This is a genomic window from Bacillus sp. K2I17 (assembly GCF_002209985.1).
GTDB classification, from domain to species: Bacteria; Bacillota; Bacilli; order Bacillales; family Bacillaceae_G; genus Bacillus_A; species Bacillus_A wiedmannii.
Map to the genome: position 1 here is coordinate 1 of NZ_NJGF01000030.1, position 17,790 is coordinate 17,790.

Sequence of the window (17,790 nt, forward strand, 5' to 3'; positions counted from 1 at the left end):
ATAATCAAGTAAAAATATTTTTAATCTTTCTTTTGCTGGCACTTTAATATCATCTAAAATAGAAAAGGTGTCTTGAAAGCTAATTAATAAGATTTTAATTGTTTCACTAATCAATTTTTCTTTTGAGCCAAAATGGTAATTTACAAGCGCAATATTTGTATCCGACAATGCCGCAATTTTTCTTATTGTTACACTTTCGAAGCCTTCGTCTTTAATGAACTCCAATGTTGTATTTACAGAATTTTTAACTTCATCAATCTTTTTGGAAATTCCAAATATAATTATCTTTTTCACATTTTAAAAATTTTTCTATAAATTTTTCATATTTTCTACTTTTTTGGCACTTTCATTACTGTAAGTGGAAAATTTTCTCATTTTCAAAATAATACAACCTAAACTAAATGCGAAAAGTGAAAATATCCCAAAAGTAACCTTTATAGTATTTAAGGACAGACTCCAGCTAATTAGAAAAGATACTAGTGCCCCCCCTAAACTGGCCGATGCAATAAATAAACTAGTCACTTCATCAATATTATTTTCCATAATACGGGAAGCTAAGATTAATGTTATTGGAAAAACACCCGCTATAACTAAACCAATAATGAATATGATAAACAAATACATACCTGTACCTTGAACAAAGGGGAATAGAAATAATAGAATCACTAATGTAAAGCAACTAGATGTAATGTATGTCCAATAATTAAATTTATGAGCAAACTTACCTACAAGTATTCTTCCTATAACTATGGCTAGCCAAAAACAAGATATACTTACTGAACTGATTAATTCATTATTGGTAAGAATCATTATTGTAGATAAAAAATTTGCAAGATTGGTTTCTATGCCTGCATATAAGAATGCAAAAAGTGAAATAAATACTATAACTTTCATCTTTTCACTTTTAAATTTAAGAGTGAATGAGGAAAGGGATGCTCCTCCCTTTTCATTTTTTTGAGGAGAAAAATTTAGAAATTTTGTACGTCCAAGCATGTACCAAACAAATAGTGTAAAAATAAAGAATAGTAATATCCCATAAAGAATAAAATACCATTCATAAAATTTTGTAATATAATTAACTAGTAACGGAAATCCTAGCGCCCCAACCCCAAACCATACTTCGAGAATACTAAATTTAGCAGCACTATTCCTTTCTGCTGAAATAATAAAGGAACCCACCGTAGTTTCTAACAAACCTGCTCCATAGCCTAATACAAAGCAAATAACGGCTAAATATGCCCATTCTTTAATATATATAAAACCTCCTAGGACGATGGACATTACTAAAACACCTAATGTTATTGTTTTAAAATAATGATACTTTCTTACTAGTATGGGTGAACTTAGAACACCAAATAAAAAACCCGTAAATTGAAAAAATATTAAAACACCTAATTGATCAGGAGTTCTTCCATAATATTGTATTAATGAAGGAATTAAACTACCTATGCAAACATGTATTATTCCTACAATAAAATAAAACAAGCAACCATAATAAAATATTAACCGCACCTTTTCTCAACTCCAATCCAAAATAAAAACAGGGATTTAAGTAAAAGTTTTAAACCCCTGTTTTTACCATAAAACTAAATAGTTGCTACAGATCGTTCTTTATTACTACTGCTTTTATCAAAAAACATATCCAATATTACTTGTGAACGAAATCCATCTTCAAATGTTGCTACAGACTTATTTTGCCCACCTTCCGCAGCCTTAGCCCATTCTATAATTTCACTTCTAAAAGAATCAGACCATTCAAAAATCTCGTTTTCTGGATCGACTAGTAAAGGTAATGGTAACGGGATTTCATGTTTTTCCAATCCATCAAAGAGTATATATTTATTTGGCTCTTTAGAAGAATACTTATATTCTTTCTTCGTACCTATTACCTCTATACTAAAACCACAATCGTCAAGAAATGAACTTTTAGATGTTGTAATATTAACAAAAACCTTATTTTTCAATTGGCCATAAACCTCAGCATAGTCATCAACAAAAACTGGTTTACTTTCTTTTTCCTTAACATTTGTTTTAATTTTAGTTCGAACAGTATCCTCTCTGAAATCACTCTCAAATAAAAACCATAATAAATCTATTAGATGAATTCCTAAATCTCCCAAGGCCCCGCTAGTTCTATTACTTTGAAAATCATCTCGCCAAGTAAACGAAGTTCTCCTAAAAGCGCTATTCTTTTTAAAATGCAATCTTACCACTACTATTTCCCCTAATTCTTCATTTTGAATTAATTGTTTTAAAGCCTTAACATAAGAAAGGTGGCGATAGTTAAACCCCATTGAAGCGACTAAATTAGTATTTTTTGCTATTGTCATCATGTATTTTGCTTCTTCACAAGAAATTGCCATTGGCTTTTCACATAACACATGTTTGTTTTTTAATAACGCTTGAACAGCTTGAGATCTATGACAAAAATTCGGTGAAGATATTATTACCCCATCAACTACTTCAAGTAACTCTTCATAGCTATTAAAAACCTTCCCACCAAAATTCCCTACCAACTTTTGGGCATTCTCATTATTAACATCATACACTCCAACTAATTTACAACTATCAACAGTTGATAATGCTCTAGAATGAGCTCTTGCAATACTTCCTGCACCTATAATCCCAATATTCATTATATGAACATCCCCTTTTAATTAATAATGTGCTTTAGAGTATTTAAAATTCCAATCGAGTATTCACCTTCAGCTAACATTGAGTGTGTGTTTTTGGCTTCTTCTGTTGCATTTTCTACTAAATAACCATGTCTTACAGCTTGTAGCATTCTTAAATCATTCCCACTATCTCCAAAAGCAATGGCATTTGTTTTATCTAGTTCGTACTTGTCTAAAATAAACTTCACTATCTCATCTTTACCTGTTCCAAGTGGAATAAAATCTACATCATAGCAATTTTCTGGATCACCAGCTAGTGGATTACATTTGTTAATATTAACTCCCACTTGGAATATTTCTCCGATTTCTTCTATCTTTTCTAAATTCTTTGCATCAATAAATTCATTTTGCTCTTCATAATAAAAATTAAATTTGTACTTAGAACTTCCTAATTGTGTCTGAGGTCTTAAAAAAATTTCATATTTTGATTCTAGCAATTTAAGAATTCTTTCAATCTTTGAAGAATCAAAACCACCCCCTATAATTCTCTCCTCCCAAATTTGATCATCTATAGTAGTCCCATTACTATCAAAGTACGTTATTTCTGTACCTAACCCACTCGCCACAAAATGAGGGAAATACTGAATACCACCCTTTTTCATTTTTTCAACAATTGATTCTAAACTACTTCCCGTTACCCAACCAATTACTAGATCCCCTTTACTTCCTTGTTCATACAAATACTTTTCTAACAATTTCATATTGCTTCTTTTAGAATCATCCATGTTATGAGGATAATAAGTTTCATCAAAATCACAGAACACTACATATTTAGGCTTTTTAACCTGTGGTAGTCTTTCAAAATTTAAAGACTTTAAAACTTCATTACTTATTGACATTGAATAATCCCTCCAAAACGAAATTTTGCTCTTCTAACATCATATTTGGGTGTAAAGGTAAATGTAATATTCCTTTATGAACTTGCTCTGTATTTAATATATTGTTTTGCAAATCATTTTCCTTTATCCACTTAGTATTTTGTTTATGAGATAATACCGGATAATAAATATCTGTTTCAATGTTATACATTTGGTACAATTTATTTTTCAACTCGTCTCTTCTTCCATTTTCAACTCTAATCGGAAAAAGGTGCCAGACATTATCTTCTGTCATCATAGGTAGCTTAATTAATTCTCTATCCTCTAATTCCTTTAAATCACGTATATATCGTTGAGCTAAATACGCTCTTTTTAAATTGTTATATGATAAGTACTTAATTCTTTCCAAACCAATAGCTGCTTGCAAATTATCAATTTTAGAATTGAATCCAAAGTCTAATACCTTTTTATTTTTTTTATCAATCTCAAATCCATGATAACTATATTGATTGCAACGAATTGCAAGAGTTTCATTATTAGTAACTATTGCACCTGCCTTACCACATACACCAAAATTCTTATATGGATTAAAACTAAGGACAATTATATCTCCATATTCTCCAAGATTTGAAGAACCAATAGCTTGACATGCATCTTCAATAACTGTTAATTGATATAGATCCGCAATTTCACGAATTTTTTTCATTTCACATTGTTTACCATACAAATGTACAGGTAAAATGCATTTAGTTTTTTTGGTTATAGCTTCTTCTATTTTAGATGGATCAATACAATAACTCTGCTGATCTATATCTACAAATATAGGTTTTGCTCCGACTGCTAACACGGCATTTTCAGTAGCAGCAAAACTATTAGCTGGCATAATTACTTCATCTCCCGGCTGAATACCAATAGATAACAATGACACCATAAGGGCATCTGTACCACTACTTGTTGCAATTACAAACTTTTTATTTAAATAATTTCCGATTACTTCTTCTAGCTTTTTTGAAAATGGTCCACTTGTAAATTGACCTGTCGGTAAGACATCTTTTAAAACTCCTATAATTTTTTCAACCTCATCTTGAGAAATCAACCGATTAACTGGCATAAATTCTATTTTCTGTATATTTTTTCTGCTATAATTGAAAATATCTTTTTCTATATCAATATCTATTTTCAATTTATTTTCCCTAAATAATTTCTCTTTCATCTTGTGATTCGGCAATATATTACTAATTTCAAATTCTTTTTCTTTTGTTTCCCCCTGTAGGCACTTTAATAAAGCTAAATTGTCTTTACTATGTCCAGAAATTGTAGTAAGAGTTTTCACGTTAAATCACCTCTAAGAAATTATTTTGAAAATCATGAGTAGACTATATTTTATGTTATCGATTACATGTCAACATTTTTTTTACGGAGGGTTTCTCTATGGTAACAATTAACGAAATAGCTAAATTATGTAATGTATCAAATGCTACGGTTTCAAGAGTTCTAAATAATCATCCATATGTAAATTCAGAAAAACGTGAGAAAATAATAAAAGTAATGCAAGAATTCAACTATACTCCTAGTTCTATTGCTAGGAATCTTAGGATAAATAAGACACAAACCATTGCTCTATCAATTCCAAATATAGATCATCCTTTTTTCGGAAAATTAGCTAGAGAAATTTCTAAAGAATTATTAAAACACAATTACAAATTGCTAATTTATCAGACTTTTTATGAGAAAAAAATAGAGCTAGAATTACTTTCATTACTAAAGAATAAAGCTGTAGATGGTGTAATTCTCGCATCCCTAGAAAATAGTTGGGAAAATATAGAGCATTATTTAGCATATGGGCCCATATTACTTTGTAATGAGTATGAGGAAAATGCACCTATTCCAATAATTTGTTACGATGAATTTGAGGCTGGATACAAAGCTGTTAAACATTTAATAAACAAAGATCATAAAAAAATTGGCTTTTGTTTTGATTCTCTTAATAGTCAAGCACAATTAAAACGCCAACAAGGATATTTGCATGCCTTAAAAGAAAAGCAATTACCATTCAATAAAAATTGGCTGTTTGGAGATGCAATTACTATTGAAGATGGATTTAGAATTTTTGAGAAATTAGATAAATTAAAAGATAGACCTACTGCATTATTTACTGGAAATGATCAAGTTGCTGCTGGAGTCATTAAAGGAGCTACTATAAAAGGATATTCTATTCCAACTGACTTAGCTGTTTGTGGTTATGATAATCAATTAATTTGTACAGTTACAACTCCAACAATTAGTACCATCGATATTCCAATTGTTGAACTGAGTAAACGTACCGTTAACGAGATTCTACTATATATAAATACAGATGAATCTATTAAACGTAAAATTATTGAATATCCTACAAACTTAATTATCCGTGAATCGACATAATTAAAACAAAAGTTTCTGCTTAAACTTATCTAATAAATAAAAATAAAAAGAGGACGTAAATAATAATGCGTCCTCTTTTTATATCAAATTAAATTAATCCATCAAAATGCTTTTCACATTAAAAAAAATCACTTTCCAAGTTCATATTTTATTACATAATGAATTGAGAGATTATCACTTAAGAGCCTTAACTATAACTTCAGTTGCCTCTGCAATGAGTTGATTATCATAAGTAGCTTCTTTCTCATCTTTACTAGATAAAATTGCGATAATAATTGGTGCTCTATTTGGCGGGCAAACGATAGCAATATCATTTCGTGTCCCATAACTTCCAGCACCGGATTTATCTGCAACTATCCAGTCAGTTGGTACGCCTGCACGAATAAGTTTGTCTCCTGTAGCATTTCCTTTCATCCACCCTGTAAAAATGTTACGTTTATGAACCGGAAGCACATTTCCGACCGTAAAGGCTTTCAGATTCGTAGCAATTGCTTTCGCTGTACTAGTATCACGAATGTCTCCTGGAATAGCCTCGTTTAATTCTGTTTCAAAGCGATCAGACATAGTAACCCGATCACCCATCTGTCTAAGCGCTTTTTCATATCCTTTTGGTCCGCCTATTTTGTTAAATAAAATGTTCCCTGCAGTATTATCACTGTTACGAACAGCAGCCTCAGCAATTTCTCCTAGTTTCATTCCAGTATCTACATGTTTCTCGGTAACAGGTGAATAATCCACTAAGTCTTCTTTCGTATAAGTAATAACTTCATTTAATTTCTCAGTAGAGTTTTGCTGTAGTAATACCCCTGCCGCTAACGCCTTGTAGGTTGATGCAAAGGCAAACCTTTCGTTAGGTCGATAAGAGATTGTTTGATTTGTACCAGTATCAATCGCATATACACCTAATCGTGCATCGAATTTTTTCTCAAGTTGAGAGAACTCTTTATACGTCGCCTGATGTTTATGCTTCACTTGTCCTGTCTTTTCTTTCGCCTCAACTTGCAATGGCCCTCCTTTAAAAGCTTCTAAGCTTGTAAGACTTAAACCTAATATACCAACGCATATACCTATTTTTAGCATCCTCTTGTTTTTCAAGATCATCATTCCTTTCAAATTCTTAATACCTTTTTATACGTACACATAATAGACAATCACCGAAACAAATCTGTTCCATAAACTTAAAAAACTTTATAACTAGTATCAGAGGTATTAACAAAATAAGTGATAGCAACTATGATCGCCACTATCGCTTATTTCACATCTCATCTTTTTACTTATTAGTGCCTTTATATATACAAGGGCTCTTCACCTGAGAAAAGTGCACAAATTTTACTCGTTTTGATTCGAAGCATCTATACCAGCAACTTCACCATTTATACGCTGCTGTTTCAAATCAAAGTATACATCTAAAACTTCTTTTCCAATTATAGAATTAATTCCACTTTTATCGTTATGAAGCCATGGAACTACTACAGAAAATGCTACTTCTGGATTATCATATGGAGCATATCCAACTAACGTTAAGTTGTAGCATTCCATACGTTCTCCTTTTGCATTTCTACCAATTGGATCATCTCCACCATATACAGTTTGAGCTGTCCCTGTCTTTCCTGCTGGTTTATATGGCGCGTTTTTGAAATACTTCACGCCAGTTCCATCACCTTCTTGGAATACCCATCTAAACCCTTCTTTTATCCGATCAATATGTTCTGTCTTCATATCAATTCGATTTAATACGACAGGCTCTATAGAGCGTATAACTTTGCCAACCTCTTCTTCTTTTATTGATTGCTCTCGTATTTCTTGTACAATTTGAGGTTGCATTCTATACCCCCCATTAGCAATCGTTGAAATATATTGCGCCAATTGCAACGGTGTATACGTATCATACTGCCCGATAGAAAAATCTAGTAAAAAACCAGGCTGACTATCTACTTTTCTAGTTTGTCCAATTATTTCATTCGGTAAATCAATACCTGTTGGAACTCCTAATCCAAATTGTTTAAAATAATAGCGCATCGTATCAAATGCTCCTTGTTTTATATCCAACGAACCATTTGGTACGTAATTAACTCCCGCAATTTTTAAAGCTGTCTGGAACATGTATACATTCGAAGATACTTGTAGCGCTCGTAAATCATTAATATTACCAAATCCGGATACATTCCACGATTTCTTAGCTTGTGTACCTTTAAATTTCATGGGTGCATCATAAAATTGATCTCCTGGCTGTATTGCCCCTGTCTCATATCCAGTTAATAAAGTTGCACCTTTTACAGCTGACCCTAGCTCATACGAAGTTGTCATGTTACCTAATGCCAAATCCTCAATCTCTAATTTCCCTTCTTTTTCTACAATCTTTTTGCCTGCCATAGATAGAATCTGTCCGTTATTTGGATTCGTCATGACGACAAAAGCTCGGTCCAACAGTGGCTCTGAACTCTTAAACGCTCTCAAATTTTTCTCTATACTTTCTTCCACTTTCTTTTGTAATTCCATATCAATCGTTAATGTTAAACTATTACCACTTTTTCCTTTAGAGATTATTTCTGTGTTTATAATGTTTCCTGATTTATCAGTAATGTTTTTCACTTCTTCTTTTGCACCGTGCAAGACATCTTCATATCGTTGTTCAATATAACTTTTTCCTACACGATCATTTCGGTTATATCCACGTACCAAATAAGAATCTAAGTTTTCTTTCGGTAATCCTTCTTCACTACTCGTAATATTACCTAACACGGAACGAAATAAATTACCATTTACATAATTACGTTCCCAATCAACTGTTGCATCTACTCCTGGAAACTCAGCAAGGTTTTCACTTATTCGCGCATACTCTTGATCTGTTACATCTTTTTTTATAATTTGTGGTGTTAGTTGATAACCTGAACTCATTTTGCTTTTAATAGCTAACACCTTTAAATCTTGTGCTGTTAATTCTGCCAATTCTAATTCTGTAACACGACTTCGTCTTAAGTCTTCTATTTTTTTATCTAACTCTTTTCCCTCTATTCCCTTATCTTTTAACTTTTTTATATCTTTTTTAGTAATCATTGTCTCCGCACGTTTCGTATTCAACTGCATCCAAAAATCTTTTTTATCGATATCTGTTAATTTATTTATATCTTGTTCAGACATTTCAAGCACTTTCGCTAAGTCTGTTGCTGTTTTTAAAATATCTTCATTAGTAATTCCCTTTACCCTTGTATACGTAATTGTGCGAAGAGATTTATTATTAACAACTGTTTTCCCTTCTCGATCTAGTATTTGTCCACGTGGAACTGGAATGCTAGTTGTTGCATTTTGACTGCTTTCTATTTGATTCTTATAAGCCTCTCCCTCTACGATTTGCACCTTTCCTAGCTGAACAATAATAGCTGAGAATAGTAAAAATATGCAAAGGAACATTATATTTAATCGAATAGATATATACGTCTTGTTCTTTCCTTTTTGATTCCCCATAAATCCTCCATTTAATTCCTTATATGTTACATACCGATGGCCGGTTATAAATATCGTTTCGACTTTTTTGCTAAATCCTTGTTAGCATTCATACCTTTTCGTTTAGCTACGTAATTCATAACTCTCCTTTCCTATTTTCTCTCTATTTTTTGTCGCTAGCATTAGAAATGCTAAACTATATACTGGCCCATATAAAACTTACACATAGATTTGCTAAAAACTTTTCATACTGATTATTCCTTTCTTCATGCTGTAATACTTAATAGACAATCTAAATAATAAAGTTGTTCCACATTTACAAAAAAAATAATTAACTATAAGATGAAATAAGCTAAAAAGGGAGGGTTTTATGTTACATACAAAAATAAAAAGATGGAGATTTATAGCGATTCTTTCTATTGTAGGTTTGATATTAATAATTTTGTTAAAAAGCCATTTCTTTTCAATTACTATCGAAACTTCTTCGGCCGAAAGAGGACAAATACTTGATCGAAATGGTGTAATACTAGCTACAAATAAGAAAGTTAAGTCTTTATATTGCACTTTTAATGATGAGAAGCTATCGAAACAAGATACAGCAAACACATTAGCTTTTTTCAATCAATTTTCAAGCGAATTTCAACATGACATTTCTACAGAGGACATAAAATCTCAATTACAACAATCTTGTAAAAAGCAGACTATGAATGATATACCGTTATACTCTGACATAACTGAGAATGAACTTGCATTCATAAACAAAAACAAACCCAATAATGTAATAATCAAAGATGAAGTGATTCGATATTATCCTAAACGTGAAATTGGTTCACAGGTAATTGGGTATGTAGAAAATGACCTTAATGTACCCGTTGGAAAAAGCGGGATTGAGCTGCAATATGAAAATGATTTAAAAGGAAAACCCGGAAAAACTCTTATTTTTAAAATGAATAATAAAAAGTTCTTATGGAACATTCAAAAAGTACAAAAAGGAAAAGATATCTGGCTAGCTTTAGACTCTAAGTTGCAGCAAAAAACAGAGGAAGCATTAAGATCTCAAATCAAGAAAATAACTGATGTTAATGCTGGTTATGTTGTGGTAACCGATGTGAAAACTGGCGCAATTTTAACTATGGCCAACTCAACAGTGTTTGATCCAAATACATTATATGAACAAGTATCATCTAAAAAAGAAAACATCAAATCACTTTCGCAAAATAAAGCAATTCAAAAATTAAAGTATGGTGAATCTTATGTAAATATGGCCTCAACTATAAAGCCACTTACTATTTTAATTGGATTAAACGAAAAGCTTTTTCAACCTGAAGATACTTATTTAGATAAAGGTACTTTTCAATATGATAATCAAAATAACATTACGAATGCACCTGGAACGCCAACAGGTGAGATTACACCGAGGCAGGCTATCATTAATTCATCTAACACATTTATGACAGCAAAAGTAGCTCTACCCTTATTCAACCAAAATAATGGGAATATAGAAAAAGTTGCACATATATGGACAGAGTATTTAAAGCAATTCGGCCTTCGTTCTAAAACTGGGATTGATTTACCTTTTGAAGAAGACGGACAATATGAATTTCATCCAACAAACAAGTTTGAAAATGGTATCTCCGCCTTATTAAATGCCTCTTGGGGAGGAAATGAAGTACACACTCCTCTTCAACTTGCTCAATATGCAGCAACTTTAGCAAGTAAAGGTGATAAATATAAACCTCAAATCGTAAGTGCTATTATTGATCAAAATGGTAAGGAAACAAAAAAGTTTAAACCAATTTTAGAAAGTTCAAATTGTTACCCGGTGAAATTTTGGAGTGTCGTGCAAGGTGGGATGAGCCAAAATATAGAGGAAATTAAAAACTTACCCTTTCATGTCGCAGGTAAAACAGGCATAACAGGTGCTCCGAATGAGCAAGAAAGAATGATAAACCATTCTCTTTTCATTGCATATGCTCCTACCGAAGATCCACAAATTGCCGTTTCTGTCGTTATTCCTGGTAGTAATTCAGAAAAAAACATTGCTGCTCTCGTTACATCAGAAATTTTAGAGTACTGGAATACTCTTCAATAAGAGAATAAAAACATAGAGGAAGGTTCATTAAAGTGAACCTTCCTCTTTACCATATAGAATCTATATTCGTTATTTTCCATTTACCTTCATGATCCCTTTCGAACATGAAAGAATATTTAATATCAGTTAAAACATACTCTTTTTGTACATATCCAGTATTACCGCTAATTGTCGATACTTTTATATATCCATTATTCTGCACTTTTTCTGGAATCCAAGCTTTTACCATTTCATTAGATACTTCATATAAAACTTGTGATTCTCGCTTTGGTTCAGCTAAAATTTTCGTTTTATTTCCAGTAACAGTTGCATATACATAATGCGCTTGCTTTGGTTCGTTACTTTCTGTCAATCCACTTGGTACTTTGTATGCTTGCTTTGAATCATTTGTAAATTCTCCCCCCATGGTAAGAGCAACTTGCAACTCATGAAAAATATCTTCATCAAATTTCAATTCATCCTTCTTATAACTCTTCCCTTTAAATAGAACTTCATCATTTAACGCTCTATACAAGTCATTTTCATTTTTTGAATTTGTACTTTGATATAATTCATTCATAAATTGTTTTAATGTTGGATCTTGAGCAGACTCATCTTTAGTTTTAGGCTTAATTTGTGTACTACTTTGGACCGGTGATTTATTATCATCAAGCCATGGTTGTTGAACGATAACAAATAACATTGTACAAACAAAAACAACTATAATTGGCAGAGCTTTTTTACGAAACGGTCTTTTATGTTTTACAGAATTCACTTCATTATTTTCATATATAGACTGCTTTATTTTAAAAATAAATTCTTCTTCATCTTTACGATTCTCCATTGGACCTTTTTTTAATTTACTATACCAGTCAGGATTTTTTTTATTGTTCATCACTACTACCCTCCCCTATTAATTTTGAAACCTTACTTCTCGCTCGGCTTAATCTAGATTTAACAGTTCCAATGGATACTCCCAGTGTTTCAGCCATTTCTTCATAAGATAATTCATATTTCGCGTCTAAAATTATTATTTCACGGTGTTTTTTAGGTAGTTTTAAGACAACATCCCACACTTCATTCATTTCCTCTTGCTTGAAAAACTCTCGTTCTGCCGATGGAGATTGCTTATCGTCACTAAAAAAACCTACTAATGATATCCTTTTAAAATAGGAGGATTTCAAATAGTTTATTGCTGTATTTCTTGTAATTTTTAATATCCACGTTTTAATAGATGACTCCTTTCGAAATGAATTCCAATTTTTAAATACCTTTATAAACACATCTTGCGTGATATCATCTGATAAGTGTGGATCTTTCGTAATAATAAATGAATAATTCCATACATCTTGCCAATAGTCTTTTATAACATAGTCAAGCTCATCATGAATACACTTTTCAATAAACGTCTCTTCCATTTCCACACCTCGAACTTATTTGAATAAAGATAAAACTACCCTCACTTTTATTATGGTTTCAATATATAGACAAGATACAAGTTTCATTTGTTCCATTGTTTATCTTTTTTTGATAAAAAAATCCTCCTAAAAATGTAAAGGTGTGCGATTACTTTCATAAAATAATCATCTATACATTCTTTTACATGACAGGCTCCTAAAAACAAGTAAAGCATACAATGTTAAAAATACACTCATAAAAAATCTGATTATTATTTGTGCATTTCACGCAACACTCCACTTGTATCACCTTTTTTCTTAGAGCATACTTATTTGTGTGCTCTATTTATGCTTTACTAAATAACCGTTTTGTTAAAGTTTAAAATCCCCCTCACTTGTCCCTTTCAATTTGTTTTACTCTTCTATTTACTATTAGCAATACCAACCTTTCAAAAATGAAAACAAAGATAAGTTATCATCTTTATTCAGCCACAACAAAAAAGCATTCTCGATTAAGGAGAATGCTTTTTCGAAACTTAATTGTTCTTTGTATTGCTCAATTTATACGCTCGTGTGAAGCAAACAATGAATGTAGTAAAAGATTTTACCTTATAGTTACTTATTATTTCTGAAAAACATGTTTTACTTTTTCGCCTGGAACGTTACTCCCCCCTCTTCCTTTTACATCTTCGATCATCATGGTAACGATCATGTCGGACGCATTTGCATCAAAAGCTGCAAACCATCCAAGTTCTTTTCCGTCTGCTTCCTTCGACTCCTTCAGTTCTGCTGTACCGGTTTTACCAGCAAGAGTTATACCATCAACCTTAGCAATTCTCCCCGCGCCATCAGGGTCATTAATGACTTTTATTAATGCGCTCTTTAATATCTCTTGATTCTTTTTAGAAACCACATTTTCTTTCCAATTCCCCGCTACTTTTGCTTCTTTTAAAAGATGAGGCGACGGAATATTCCCTTCATTCACAATCGGTGCATATGTTAATGCTAAATGAAGTGGTGTCATTAATACTTGACCTTGTCCATATCCCGTGTCTGCTAGTTGAATATCATTTTTTATCCCATCTCTTGCAATGATTGAAATAGGAAATTCGTATTCGATTGGTAATTTTTCATGAAATCCGTATTTCTTAAATTCATTTACATACTGATCTTTTCCCATTTTCAAAGCTTGTTGAGCAAAATAAATATTATCAGAGTACTTCATTGCCTTATCAAAATCAATTGGACTAGCTTCCTTCACACGTGTTACATAATAATTTCCCCAAGATGAATCTTTTGCCCACTTTAATCCTTGAATTTTAAATTCTTCCTTCGGGTTTATAGTGTTTGTTTCCAAACCAATTGCACCAGTAATCGTTTTAAATACGGAACCTGGTACAAATGCTTGTGTGAAACGATTCATCATTGGTAGTTTCGAGTCGTTATTCCATGCTTCTCGTTGGGCTTTTGATGCTCCTCTAACTATTGTATTTGGATTATAAGCAGGGCTACTTACAAGTGCAATAGTTTCACCTGTTTTAGGATTGACCGCTGCACTAGATCCTGCTTCATTTTTCATCTCATTAAAGATTTTTTCTTGAATTGCAGCATCAATTGTTAACGTAACGTTTTCCCCTTCTTTTGCTTCTTTTTTTGCTACATTTTTAATCTCTTTTCCATTCTCATCTTCTATAAATACGCGTCCACCTTTTTCGCCACGCAATTTATTCTCTAATACTTTCTCTAAACCTGTCTTACCTACTAAATCATCTGCTTGATACCCTTTTTTTTGAAGCGATTTTAACTCCTCTGCATTCACCTTTCCTATATAACCAGTTAAGTGTGCCGCCGCTTCTCCTAATGGATACGTCCGAATATTTACTGGGCGAGATGCAACTCCTTCTAATTCAATATAATCATTCTGTCTAGTTCCCTCTTTTAAAATACCAATTGGTACAAAGGAGTCTGGTTTTATCCATTTCGCTGTAAGCTTCTGATCGACCTCTTCTATAGACATATCAAGTAATTGTGCTACTATTTCTTTTGTTTGCGCTGCCGTTTCGCCTAGTTTCTCTGGAATAATTCCAACCTCAGTCGCTTTACCATTCGTTGCAAGAGCTTTCCCATTTCGATCATATATTTCTCCGCGTTTTCCTTGTTCTATTTGCATACGTACTTTGTAATCTTTTTTCATAGCTGGAAAAATGAAATCTGGTGTCCAATCTATTTTCCAAGATTCCTTTTCTCTCACGAGTTTTGCTTCATGGATAAATGAAACTGTTCCTCCATCCGTATCCATCTTAACTTCAAAAAGAAAAAGCTCTTTATCTTTAGCATTCTCTCCTTTCGTTTTAATTTTTAAATTCTTAACTCCAATTCCCTCATAGATTTTTTGATATTTCTCTGTGAAATCCTTTTTAGAAATCGTTTTTTTGGCACGCTCTGATAAATGATCATACATATTTGCAAATTTTTTATCATTCCATAAATTGATATATTCTTCAAATGTTTGTTTTGGCGGTTCGTTTTTATTACACCCTACCAACATTACTGCAAAACAAAAGAAAACCAGCATCCATAATTTTTTCAATTCAATCTTCTCCCTTTGTTAAAAATATTTATTCCTTTCTTGATATATTAAATAAAAAATGTTGTAACGCTTAATAGACAGTGTAAGTAATGAGATTGTTCCACATTTACAAAAAATTTCATTTACGCTTAAGTTGCATTGGAAGAGGAAAGTTTGTAAGCTTCTTGCAAACATAAGGAGCGAATATATTTAGCGAACGTTATAAGTATTAGTGTTGTTTTAAAAAATTCATTTAAAATACCTTTTAATTCGTTTTCGTCGATATTATCTTTATAGATTTTTGATACAAAAAATAGAATCCTTATAGTAAGGATTCTACAGTAGAAAATGATAGATTTATTTTTCTTAGCCTGATGATTTGGGCTTTTAAAGTACATAGTACTTACAATTAGCATTATAAGCAAGATCCGCTACTTGCATCGATTAACTCATCAGTTATCCAATGACTGTCTGATGAAGAAAGAAAACTTCACCTTCAGGTAAAGTCAACTTAAACTAAAGTTACTTCATATATTTCACTTAAAATTCCATCAACACCTACCTTTAAATAGTTCGTTTAAACTGCCCTGCCTTTGTTCAAAGATATTTCAGCAATGCCTGTATTTTTCATCTTTAATATTTTTGTTTCTTAGCCATGAGTATAGTTAGAAAATCTCTAAAAACTATTTGATAATCTTTTAGAATCTAACTTTCTTATAATACTATTTGCTATTTCTTCAATATTTTCATTTAGAAAGAAATGATTACCTTCAAAAGAATGAAAAGTACACGTTTTACTTGTGTATTGCTTCCATTTTATTACTTGATCATATGTAGTAAACTCATCCTTTTCCGCATTAAATATAAGAAAATCAATATCACATGGTTGTGTATTATTGTCATGAATATATGTCTCGACAATTTTAAAATCTGCTCTTAGAATAGGTAGAAAAATCTCTATTAATTCTTCTGATTCAAGTACCCCAGATGGTGTACCTCCCATTGCAATAACTTCTCTTTTAAATTGTTCATTAGAAAGATTATGTCGAATATTTTTTATTTTACTATTTGGATGATTTCTACCGGACAAAACAAGAAATTTAGGCAACACATTTTTAGAATCTTGTATTTTTCTAGCTACTTCATAGGCAATCAAACTTCCCATACTATGCCCAAATAAAATATATGGCGAATCATCTATCTGCATAACGATATTATTATAGACATCATTCACCACCTCTTCCATACTTTGGTGCAAACTTTCTTCAATTCTATATCCTCTACCAGCTAACTCTATCGGGACTACCTCAATATATGGATTAAAGTAATTTTTCCATTTTGCGTAACTAAACGCAGATCCCCCAGCATGTGGAAAGCAAAAAAGTTTAGTCTTTTGCATTGATTTTCTCCTTACTTTCAAATTTGTATATATTTTGGCAAATTGTATAAATGTCTTTAATTATTATCTCTTGCGGAAATTCATTCCTTGTTGCACAAGCAGATATCTTATAATTTGGATCAATGTTATATTGTTTAAAGTAAAAGTTTTTAGGTATATTCTTGTATGTAATTAAAGTTCGTGACTCTTTTTTTATAGAGAATGAATTTAACGGGGTATAAAGCCCTTTTCCAATCGTTTTTATATAACTTTCTTTTAATGTCCATAAATCATAAAAATAATTAATTTGTTCATCAGAATTCATATTAGATATTTCATAAAATTCTTCCTCTGAAAAAAATTCATGTGCTAATTTAAAAGCCTCTATTTCTGAAACTTTTTCTATATCAATACCCACATGAAAATTAGCAGTAGTACAAACCACCCATTCTCCTGAATGTGACAAATTAAAATGAAAGTCAGAAAAATTTTCAACAAAAGGTTTTCCATACTCATTATATATAAATCTAATTTCTTCATTATTAATTTTATACTTTTGGCAGATTAGAGATCGGATTAGTAAATCTCCTATCAGGGTCCTATTAATGTCGCATGAATTTAATAAACGCTTCATTCGTTCTTTCTTCTCATTTGAAACTAAGTTACTAAGTTGCTTAAACAAATGACTTTCAATATTCTTTGGTATTTTCACAGCTTGAATTTGTATGATAAATCACTTCCTTTTTTTAAGAATTACTTCATATATGAACGTTACAGAAATTCAAATTCACTTTATTAAATTGCATATACAATAGGAAAGGTGCATATTTACATATCAATGAAAATATGCACCTTTCCTCAGTAATATCATCAGGTATTCGCTTCTATTACAAAGATTTCAGAGCATTTACATCTTACTATGGGTAACTCATTAAGATTTCTATGTCTCTACCAATTTCTTTTTACATTATCCCCTTAAAAAGTAATGCTCTTAATATATTCATTATTCCCTACACT

Annotated in this window: 14 protein-coding genes and 1 pseudogene; 2 read left to right on the plus strand and 13 right to left on the minus strand. The window is 31.6% G+C overall.

Features of this window, described 5'->3' with window-relative positions:
* From CER22_RS24225 to CER22_RS24245, 5 genes are all read right to left on the minus strand, one after another.
* Positions 1 to 270: TetR/AcrR family transcriptional regulator (locus CER22_RS24225; protein WP_142293545.1), on the minus strand; the 270-nt coding region annotated here is incomplete at its 3' end.
* A 39-nt stretch (positions 271 to 309) separates the two neighbouring features.
* Positions 310 to 1,512: an MFS transporter gene (locus tag CER22_RS24230; protein ID WP_088609770.1), complete on the minus strand. Its 1,203-nt coding sequence runs from the start codon at positions 1,510 to 1,512 to the stop codon at positions 310 to 312.
* Between the two features lie 74 nt (positions 1,513 to 1,586).
* Positions 1,587 to 2,636 (minus strand): Gfo/Idh/MocA family protein, encoded by a 1,050-nt coding sequence (locus CER22_RS24235; RefSeq protein WP_088063402.1) that lies wholly within the window; start codon positions 2,634 to 2,636, stop codon positions 1,587 to 1,589.
* A gap of 17 nt (positions 2,637 to 2,653) precedes the next feature.
* Positions 2,654 to 3,514, minus strand: coding sequence for an HAD-IIB family hydrolase (locus CER22_RS24240; RefSeq protein ID WP_088063401.1), 861 nt, complete (start codon positions 3,512 to 3,514; stop codon positions 2,654 to 2,656).
* Positions 3,501 to 4,826 (minus strand): DegT/DnrJ/EryC1/StrS aminotransferase family protein, encoded by a 1,326-nt coding sequence (locus CER22_RS24245; protein WP_088063400.1) that lies wholly within the window; start codon positions 4,824 to 4,826, stop codon positions 3,501 to 3,503. The genes CER22_RS24240 and CER22_RS24245 overlap by 14 nt, the downstream gene beginning before the upstream one ends.
* A 98-nt stretch (positions 4,827 to 4,924) precedes the next feature.
* Between CER22_RS24245 and CER22_RS24250 the strand changes: the two genes are divergently transcribed.
* The gene (locus CER22_RS24250; RefSeq protein WP_088063399.1) at positions 4,925 to 5,914 is read left to right on the plus strand and encodes a LacI family DNA-binding transcriptional regulator; all 990 of its coding nucleotides are present in this window, start codon (positions 4,925 to 4,927) and stop codon (positions 5,912 to 5,914) included.
* A 174-nt stretch (positions 5,915 to 6,088) separates the two neighbouring features.
* On the opposite strand, the gene bla is transcribed toward CER22_RS24250, so the two are convergent.
* Both bla and CER22_RS24260 read right to left on the minus strand, forming a co-directional pair.
* A complete protein-coding gene (gene bla, locus CER22_RS24255; RefSeq protein WP_370513124.1) occupies positions 6,089 to 7,036 on the minus strand; it encodes a class A beta-lactamase Bla1 in 948 nt (315 codons plus the stop codon).
* Positions 7,037 to 7,243: 207 nt separating this feature from the next.
* Positions 7,244 to 9,379 (minus strand): peptidoglycan D,D-transpeptidase FtsI family protein, encoded by a 2,136-nt coding sequence (locus CER22_RS24260; protein ID WP_088609771.1) that lies wholly within the window; start codon positions 9,377 to 9,379, stop codon positions 7,244 to 7,246.
* 349 nt (positions 9,380 to 9,728) lie between these two features.
* On the opposite strand from CER22_RS24260, the gene CER22_RS24265 reads away from it, so the two are divergent.
* Positions 9,729 to 11,450, plus strand: a complete 1,722-nt coding sequence (locus CER22_RS24265; RefSeq protein ID WP_088063396.1) for a peptidoglycan D,D-transpeptidase FtsI family protein — start codon at positions 9,729 to 9,731, stop codon at positions 11,448 to 11,450.
* A gap of 46 nt (positions 11,451 to 11,496) precedes the next feature.
* Here the strand turns inward: CER22_RS24265 and CER22_RS24270 are convergent, their stop codons facing one another.
* The 6 genes and pseudogenes from CER22_RS24270 to CER22_RS24290 form a co-directional block, all read right to left on the minus strand.
* Entirely contained in the window at positions 11,497 to 12,324 is an 828-nt protein-coding gene (locus CER22_RS24270) for an anti-sigma factor (RefSeq protein ID WP_088063395.1), read from the minus strand.
* Positions 12,314 to 12,847 carry an RNA polymerase sigma factor gene (locus tag CER22_RS24275; RefSeq protein WP_060488847.1) on the minus strand — a complete coding sequence of 178 codons (534 nt, stop codon included), beginning with the start codon at positions 12,845 to 12,847 and terminating at the stop codon, positions 12,314 to 12,316. Before CER22_RS24275 ends, CER22_RS24270 begins: the two co-directional genes overlap by 11 nt.
* A gap of 601 nt (positions 12,848 to 13,448) precedes the next feature.
* Entirely contained in the window at positions 13,449 to 15,416 is a 1,968-nt protein-coding gene (locus tag CER22_RS24280; protein WP_088609772.1) for a penicillin-binding transpeptidase domain-containing protein, read from the minus strand.
* Between the two features lie 394 nt (positions 15,417 to 15,810).
* A pseudogene (locus CER22_RS34135) lies at positions 15,811 to 15,882 on the minus strand (SDR family oxidoreductase); the annotation flags it as partial.
* Between the two features lie 189 nt (positions 15,883 to 16,071).
* Entirely contained in the window at positions 16,072 to 16,794 is a 723-nt protein-coding gene (locus tag CER22_RS24285; RefSeq protein ID WP_088063392.1) for a thioesterase II family protein, read from the minus strand.
* Entirely contained in the window at positions 16,781 to 17,485 is a 705-nt protein-coding gene (locus CER22_RS24290) for a 4'-phosphopantetheinyl transferase family protein (protein ID WP_088609773.1), read from the minus strand. The genes CER22_RS24285 and CER22_RS24290 overlap by 14 nt, the downstream gene beginning before the upstream one ends.
* Positions 17,486 to 17,790 lie beyond the last annotated feature (305 nt).

Excerpts from the sequence above, each read along its gene's own strand:
- CER22_RS24235 (WP_088063402.1), bottom strand. The coding sequence starts at position 2,636 with ATGAATATTGGGATTATAGGTGCAGGAAGTATTGCAAGAGCTCATTCT.
- CER22_RS24265 (WP_088063396.1), top strand. The coding sequence starts at position 9,729 with ATGTTACATACAAAAATAAAAAGATGGAGATTTATAGCGATTCTTTCT.
- CER22_RS24285 (WP_088063392.1), bottom strand. The coding sequence starts at position 16,794 with ATGCAAAAGACTAAACTTTTTTGCTTTCCACATGCTGGGGGATCTGCG.
- CER22_RS24260 (WP_088609771.1), bottom strand. The coding sequence starts at position 9,379 with ATGGGGAATCAAAAAGGAAAGAACAAGACGTATATATCTATTCGATTA.
- CER22_RS24270 (WP_088063395.1), bottom strand. The coding sequence starts at position 12,324 with ATGAACAATAAAAAAAATCCTGACTGGTATAGTAAATTAAAAAAAGGT.
- CER22_RS24250 (WP_088063399.1), top strand. The coding sequence starts at position 4,925 with ATGGTAACAATTAACGAAATAGCTAAATTATGTAATGTATCAAATGCT.
- CER22_RS24240 (WP_088063401.1), bottom strand. The coding sequence starts at position 3,514 with ATGTCAATAAGTAATGAAGTTTTAAAGTCTTTAAATTTTGAAAGACTA.
- CER22_RS24275 (WP_060488847.1), bottom strand. The coding sequence starts at position 12,847 with ATGGAAGAGACGTTTATTGAAAAGTGTATTCATGATGAGCTTGACTAT.